6 protein-coding genes are annotated in these 6,640 nt (G+C 60.6%); 3 read left to right on the top strand and 3 right to left on the bottom strand.

Going from position 1 to position 6,640, the window contains the following annotated elements; genetic code table 11:
• The first annotated feature begins 276 nt into the window (after positions 1-276).
• Positions 277-693: a nuclear transport factor 2 family protein gene (locus tag VJR68_RS13470; RefSeq protein ID WP_324148404.1), complete on the top strand. Its 417-nt coding sequence runs from the start codon at positions 277-279 to the stop codon at positions 691-693.
• Between the two features lie 171 nt (positions 694-864).
• Here VJR68_RS13470 and VJR68_RS13475 read toward each other — a convergent pair whose 3' ends face one another.
• Positions 865-1,089, bottom strand: coding sequence for a hypothetical protein (locus VJR68_RS13475; RefSeq protein ID WP_324148406.1), 225 nt, complete (start codon positions 1,087-1,089; stop codon positions 865-867).
• A gap of 874 nt (positions 1,090-1,963) precedes the next feature.
• Here VJR68_RS13475 and VJR68_RS13480 point away from each other — a divergent pair.
• A complete protein-coding gene (locus VJR68_RS13480) occupies positions 1,964-2,491 on the top strand; it encodes an FHA domain-containing protein (protein WP_324148408.1) in 528 nt (175 codons plus the stop codon).
• 16 nt (positions 2,492-2,507) lie between these two features.
• On the top strand, positions 2,508-4,196 hold the full coding sequence (locus VJR68_RS13485; RefSeq protein ID WP_324148410.1) for a protein kinase domain-containing protein: 1,689 nt from the start codon (positions 2,508-2,510) through the stop codon (positions 4,194-4,196).
• A gap of 64 nt (positions 4,197-4,260) precedes the next feature.
• Here VJR68_RS13485 and VJR68_RS13490 read toward each other — a convergent pair whose 3' ends face one another.
• Positions 4,261-5,181: a LysM domain-containing protein gene (locus VJR68_RS13490; protein WP_324148412.1), complete on the bottom strand. Its 921-nt coding sequence runs from the start codon at positions 5,179-5,181 to the stop codon at positions 4,261-4,263.
• Between the two features lie 198 nt (positions 5,182-5,379).
• Positions 5,380-6,303 (bottom strand): glycosyltransferase family 2 protein, encoded by a 924-nt coding sequence (locus VJR68_RS13495; RefSeq protein ID WP_324148414.1) that lies wholly within the window; start codon positions 6,301-6,303, stop codon positions 5,380-5,382.
• Positions 6,304-6,640: the final 337 nt, after the last annotated feature.

Consider the following 6,640-nt stretch of genomic DNA (forward strand, 5'->3'; position numbering starts at 1 on the left):
TTCAAGGCGTTACGTTCTTATTCCCCCACGTAGCGGCCGAGGCGGATTTGCAATTCATCAAGCGAAGCCATGAATGACTTCAGCCATGTTGCCTGCATGCAGGTTGGGTGAGGCAACGCCGAACCCCGACATGCGCACGCCGTATCGGAAAACGTTGGGGTTCGCTTGGGCTCACCCCAACCTACTTTGCCGCCACCCACACTTGACGATCACCCTGTCGAAACGGCGCGCCCGCTAACTTGCGGCACACCTCCAGCCGAACCGGAAGTCGCACTCATGGCTAGCGGATCCACTCCCATCGAACGCATGTATTTCAACTGGAACGATGCGCTGTCACGCAACGATGCCGAAGCGTTGCTGGCGCTTTATGCACGCGACACGCATTTGGAGAGTCCGCTCGTTCCGCATCTGCTCGGCACGGATAACGGCGTACTGCACGGGCATGAAGAACTTCGCCCATTATTTGCCCAACTCGCCGAACGCAAACCGCCCGTGCGGCAGTATTACCGCACGCCTTATCTCACCGACGGCAAGCGTCTGATCTGGGAATACCCGCGCGATGCCGGCAACGGCGAACAGATGGACTTCACCGAGGTGATGGACATCAACGACGAAGGGCTGATCGAGCGGCATTGCGTTTACTGGGGATGGTTCGGCTTTCGCGTTTTGCAGCGAAACGAATATCACCGCTAAAAACGCGACGCGCGGTCACCTGTCTTAAGCGGCTTAGGTTGGGGTGAGCGGAACGCGAACCCCCAACAACTCGCGTGCTTGCAGGCCATGCTGGAGTTCGGCTTCGCCTCACGCCAACCTACGTTTAGTGCGAATCACGGGCGCGCAAGATCGCCCACGGCAGCGCACCAGTCAGGTCACCAAATCCAGTTCCGGCATGTAGCGATGATTTTTCACCAAGGCTGGATCGACCTCGATCGGATGAGAGAAATCGGCAACGAGCGAGCCATTCGGATTGAAATGCTCACGCTCGATGGCTTCCCAGGTAACCCACACCTGCGGCTCCGCGGAAGGCGCGGCCTGCGAACGGAAGCGGCATGGATAGACGGTCATGGTGGGCTTGATGCGATTCGGCATACGCGTTTCCCATTACCAGATGAAACTCCACAGTTGATACTGGGGAGGAAGGGAAACTTACCGCGTTTCATCGTTTATTTACCAGGCTTTCGCAGGTTTATTTTTAGTGAACTCGCCTGCAGTTGTTGTCGCCCGCCTCTGTGGCGGCAGAGGGTAGTTGGCCCGCTAGTCCCGAGCAATCCAGAAGCCACGTCGATCTCATATCGAAGCACGTCGATGTGGGCTTTGGTTTTCGGCGGTATCCGCCAAAAGACGTGAGGCTACCCGCATCCCAACCCTCCCCTGCACACAATGCTCCGAACTTAAGGTCTCCCAGTCGCCACAGAACCAAACCCGTCATTCCAGTGAAAGCTGGACGTAGCGCGAAGCGCGGAGAACGTCCGAATGGACGACCCCGAAGGGGTGAGCGAAGCGAATCATCCAGTGCCTTTCAGCCCAAAGTCGCTGGAATGACGAGCAGAGTTTCCAGCGGTTGAAAACCCTTGAGTTCGGAGCATTGCCCCTGCACACGCGGAAGAGCACGCAGCCCCGCAAGATTTCATCAGCCACGCGCAAGCCCTGCTTCCCAAATTGTGCACCCATGCACATTTTCCGTTTCAACGGCATGGCCCAAAGCGACAGTCATTGGGCCCTTGCAGCTCTTAAGCGCGAGGCTCGCATTCGGGTATTTTCTCGCCCGTCATCGGATACCGCATCGGGCTGCCTAGGAACCAGCAAGGCGCGGCATCCGATGATTTCCAATTCAAGCCGCGGTTCCCCCTCAAGTACCGCGGCAAAGTCGCAACACATCCTTCACCGGCACGGATGCAGGCTTGCCGAGTGTCCCAATCCTTGGCGATTTCGCTATAGTTTCTCCTGCAACAGGGGATCTTGAATGTCTATGAACACTGGCCAGCCGCAGCCTACCGAGGCCGGCAAGCTTCGCGCGGGTCCGCAGGGCACGCAGTTGCTGTCCGCCGCTGAAATGCAACGGCTGGCGCTGGAAGATGCGCCCGCGTCAGATGGCCGCGCTACCTCGCGCGAGCCGGTGCTGGAGGGTACGCAGGGCCCGCTCAAGGGGCAGCGATTCACCTTGCGCCAGGGTCGCCAGACCATCGGCCGCCGCGTCGACAACGACATCGTGATCAACGATCCCAGTGTGTCCGCCACGCACGCATGGATCGTCAATCAGCACGGCCATTACACGCTGATGAACACGCTTTCCACCAATGGCACGTTCGTCAACGACAAGCGCATCCACGAAAGCGTGCTGGTGCACGGGGACCGGCTACGCTTCGGCCACGCCGAATTCAGCTTTTTGACGCACGAGCAAAGCGCGCCCAAGCGACGCGTGATCGGCTACGCCGCCGCAGCGGTGCTGGGATTGCTGGTGCTGGCCGGTGTGGCGTGGTGGGTGTTTTAGTTTTAGCCCAGCCAGCATGAGCCAGGCCATTTCCGCCACGATTGGGCGCTATCGCATCGAGGGCATTCTCGGCGAAGGGGCGATGGCGGTGGTTTACGCCGGCTTCGATCCGGAAATCCAGCGCCAGGTAGCGATCAAATGCCTGCATGGCAACGTCGCCGAAGATCCGGATTACCGCCGGCGCTTTCAGGTGGAAGCACGTGCGGCCGGCCGTCTTACCCATCCGCATATCGTCACCATTTTCGACACCGGCGAAACGGAAGACGGTCGTCCGTACATCGCGATGGAGCGCCTGTCGGGCGAAACGCTTAATTCCTATGTCGCCAAGCACGGCATGCCATCCGCCTCGGCACTGCTGGAACTGGCCACGCAATTGGCGAACGCCCTGCACTACGCGCACGCACAAGGCGTGATCCATCACGACATCAAGCCCGACAACATCATGTTGCTGGATGGCTGGCACGCGAAGATCGCCGATTTCGGCATTGCCGAGCGCCGCGCCACGCGCAGGCCTTCCGCCGCCGCGCTGGGCAAGATCGGCGGCACGCCGGCTTATATGTCGCCGGAACGCTTGCGCGGTGAACGCGCGGATGCGCGCAGCGATCTGTTTTCCCTCGGCGTGGTGCTGTTCTGGCTGGCTACCGGCCGGTTGCCGTGGACGTATGGCGGTGACGTGCAACGCTATGTACGTCAACGGCAACGCTTGCCCGAGCCGCCGATCAAGCCGCACGATCCGGCCATTCCGCCGATTTTGATCGACATCATCCGCACACTGATGGCGCCTGCGCCGGAAGCGCGTTATCAATCCGGCGCGGAAGTGGTGGACGATCTGCGGCTGGCGCGCCGCAGTTACGAACGATCGCGCGAGGAACTGCCCCACCCTCGCCTGCAATCGTTGGGCCTGCAATGGGCTGTTGCGCTGGGCGCCACGGTGGTGGCGGTACTGTTGCTCGGCATGCTGGCCATCTATGGGGTGCAGCATGTGGCCGTCACCGGCTTGGCGGAAGATTTCGGCGGCTCGCTGGGCCAGATGATCGCCCGCAGCGCCGCCGAAGATATCGTGATGGACGATCACGCCGCCACGCGCGCGCTGGTGCAGGACATGGCGCGCAACGAGCAACTCGATTACCTGGCGATTGCCGATCGCGACGGCACGATCCTGGCCAGCACGCAACCCGGTGAAAACGATCAACCCTTGCCGCCCGTAACCGTCGCTACACGGCAATGGTCCAACGGCACGCAGAGCTATCACGCCCGTCTGGTTGGCACGCATGGTTTGCAGAATGCACTCGTGTTCGACGTGCCGATCCACTACCAGACCAAGACCGTAGGGCGCTTGCGGCTTGGCGTCAGCCAGGCGCCGTTGCACACCGCGCAAAACACCGCGCTGGGCGTGATCGGCCTGGTGTTGCTGACGACCTTGGCGGCCGTGTTGCTTACGGCTTATTGGCTATTCCGCCGTTTGCGCGGCGCGCTCGATCTGATGGTCGCATCGTTGTTGCGCGTGGCGCGCGGGGATTACCAGCATCGCATCCGCATCGTTCGCCGCGATGAATTGGGCCGCTTGTTCGCCGCGTTCAATCTGATGGGCGAAACCTTGGGCACACCGCCGGAAAAAGTCGCCGTGGTCTCCGATGTGCCCAAGCCAGACTTGGCGTTGCAGCCGACACAGATTCTTCCCGTCACCGGAAAGCAGCTTTCGTAGGCTGGGACGAAATCCCAGCTTCGTGGCGCCTTTCTAGGCTGGGATTTCATCCCAGCCTACGAAGCTAATACTGCTGCAGGCGTTGCTTGAGTTCCATCGCACGCGTGCGATAAACCACCGCCGGCTCATAGCCCGGATCAACCACCAGAATGCGGTTCCACAAGGCGATCGCCTGATCCAGATGCTGGTCCAGATACAACACCATCGCCTGCTGATGCGTGTTCGCCACCCAGATCCTGCTCAACGCCGCGAAATTGGGATCGGAAGATTTCAGTTGCGGATTGAGCGCCAGCGCCTTGTCGAACGTGGCGACGGCCTGATCCTTATGGCCTTGCCGATACAAGGCGAGACTCTGGCTTTCCAGTTGCTGCGCACTTTGCGCAGGAGGTGCCGAAGACGGCGGCGGCGTGGCGACGATCGTGGGCGTAGCCACGGGCGCAGAAGTGGGCTCGGGTTGCACAGGAGTCGCGACAGCAGCAGCCGAACCATTCATCGGCAACTTCAAGGTGGAACCCACCAGGATCAAGGCCGGATTGGTCGAGCCGTTGTAGCGTGCCAACGCCACGAACAGATTGGCATCGCCCAGGTATTTGGCCGCCAGCGTGCTGTACGACTCGCCGGGTTGCACGATGTGCGGCGTGGATGAGCCGCCCAGCAGCTTCTTTGGGTCGTCGGTCAACTGCCGCAGGTAGGACTGGGCGGCGCGATCGCCAGGATGATCCTGCAGATAGCGCCGCAACGCCTTCTCGCCTTCCGCGTAGTGGCCGTTCTGCAGATCACGATTGACGATGGCCGACAGAGAAAGCCTGGGCGAGGCCTCATCTTCGCTGGGCGTGCTTGCCACGGGAGCGGCTGCAGCCGGCTGCGCATGCGGCGTGATCACCGCCTTCGGCTTGAGGATCTTCGCGCAGCCACCCACCAGCATGGCCAGCAGCAAGGCCGCCACCGGCATCCACGCGCGCATCGATGTCCAGCGAGCTTCCATATGCACCATCTAACTTATGCCACCCCTGATCATGCGCCGATTATTCGCTCTGTCGCACAAGCTACTGGGCGAACAAGTTAAGCCACTCTCTCAGCACATGCAAACCCCGTGGCCATCGGATGAGCGGTTGTGAAGATGGCGAGAAGGCGCTATCGGCAACGACGGGGAGAACTTGATGGGCGTATCGTGCTGCGTCGGTTATGCACGTCGCCGCGTCGCTTGGAAGCAGGCGCGAGCAAGCTCTTTAGCAGCACGCCATGCCCACGGCGGATAGGCGAGCAAGGCGCCCGGTGTGCCATGCAGCAGCGTGCGCCAAGCCGCTCCCGGCTGGCCTGCCTTGATATGGAGCCGCGCCAATATCAACAGGTTTTCGGCCCGGCGGCGGCGTGCAATCGCGCGGAGTCGTTTGCTAGGGAGTGTTGCCGCATACTTTTCGTACAGCTGGACCCATCCTGCGTATGCCTCGATGCGATTGGCGCTGTAGTTCTCGCCATTACCGGCACGAACAACGGCCAACGGAGTGTTGACGACGTTCGCCGGGCTTCGCATCGCCAGGCGGATGTAGAGGTCGTAATCCTCGGCAAAGCGCTGGTGTTCGTCGAAACCGCCGGTTTCAAGCACCATGCTTCGTTCGGCGATCACCGCATCGATGGCGATATGCGCTTGGATCCACAGAATGCGTTCGGTGATGTCGCCCGCATACGGAACCCAGGGAGCAAGTCCATCGCGGGCGACCGGGTATCCATCCGCATCGATCAGGTCCACCGCCGTATAGCTCCAGCGGCAATCCGGCGATGCACGCAAGGCATCCAGCTGTACCGCAAGCTTGGCCGGCCGCCATTGATCGTCCGAATCCAGAAACGCCAGATAGTATCCACGAGCACGCCGGATAGCCTGGTTGCGGGCGATCGACGGAATGCCGGTATGCGATAGCCATAGAACCGTTACGCGCGGATCGGCGATCCCACGCAAATAGGCGCACGTCTCCTCCGAGGAGCCGTCGTCGGCAATGATCATTTCCCAATCGTCGTACGTCTGCACGAAGACCGACGCGACAGCCTCGCGCAAGTAAGCCAGCCGGTTGTACGTCGGCAGGATGATCGAAACGGTTGGATGCTCCATATGAGGGAGATAACCGCAGTCCTCGCCGATTTATTCCCGTTGCGTTTGTGACAAGGCACGGGACGGCCCCGAGAAGGCCGCCTTGTAAGTAGACTGGGATGAAATCCCAGCAGCATGTTCCGGCATACATCAGGATGCTGGGATTTCATCCCTGCCTACGCAACCGCAACGGCAAGCGTGACGCAGCTATCACCAACAACATGCACGTGTTCGATGCAGACATGTGCCACGCATCGCGCCGCTCACACACTGTCCTCAACTGACAGCAACTTTGTCACTTTCTGCAATGGGCAGTGCACGGCCAAATCAGGATCATTTCATCAGCAGCAGTCGCAAA

The sequence above is a fragment of the Dyella sp. genome (genome assembly GCF_035277725.1).
In the GTDB taxonomy this organism is placed as follows: Bacteria; Pseudomonadota; Gammaproteobacteria; order Xanthomonadales; family Rhodanobacteraceae; genus Dyella_B.

What these genes read in the sequence shown, in the direction of transcription:
- VJR68_RS13470 (WP_324148404.1), top strand. Translation starts at nt 277, where the DNA reads ATGGCTAGCGGATCCACTCCCATCGAACGCATGTATTTCAACTGGAAC.
- VJR68_RS13475 (WP_324148406.1), bottom strand. Translation starts at nt 1,089, where the DNA reads ATGCCGAATCGCATCAAGCCCACCATGACCGTCTATCCATGCCGCTTC.
- VJR68_RS13480 (WP_324148408.1), top strand. Translation starts at nt 1,964, where the DNA reads ATGTCTATGAACACTGGCCAGCCGCAGCCTACCGAGGCCGGCAAGCTT.
- VJR68_RS13485 (WP_324148410.1), top strand. Translation starts at nt 2,508, where the DNA reads ATGAGCCAGGCCATTTCCGCCACGATTGGGCGCTATCGCATCGAGGGC.
- VJR68_RS13490 (WP_324148412.1), bottom strand. Translation starts at nt 5,181, where the DNA reads ATGGAAGCTCGCTGGACATCGATGCGCGCGTGGATGCCGGTGGCGGCC.
- VJR68_RS13495 (WP_324148414.1), bottom strand. Translation starts at nt 6,303, where the DNA reads ATGGAGCATCCAACCGTTTCGATCATCCTGCCGACGTACAACCGGCTG.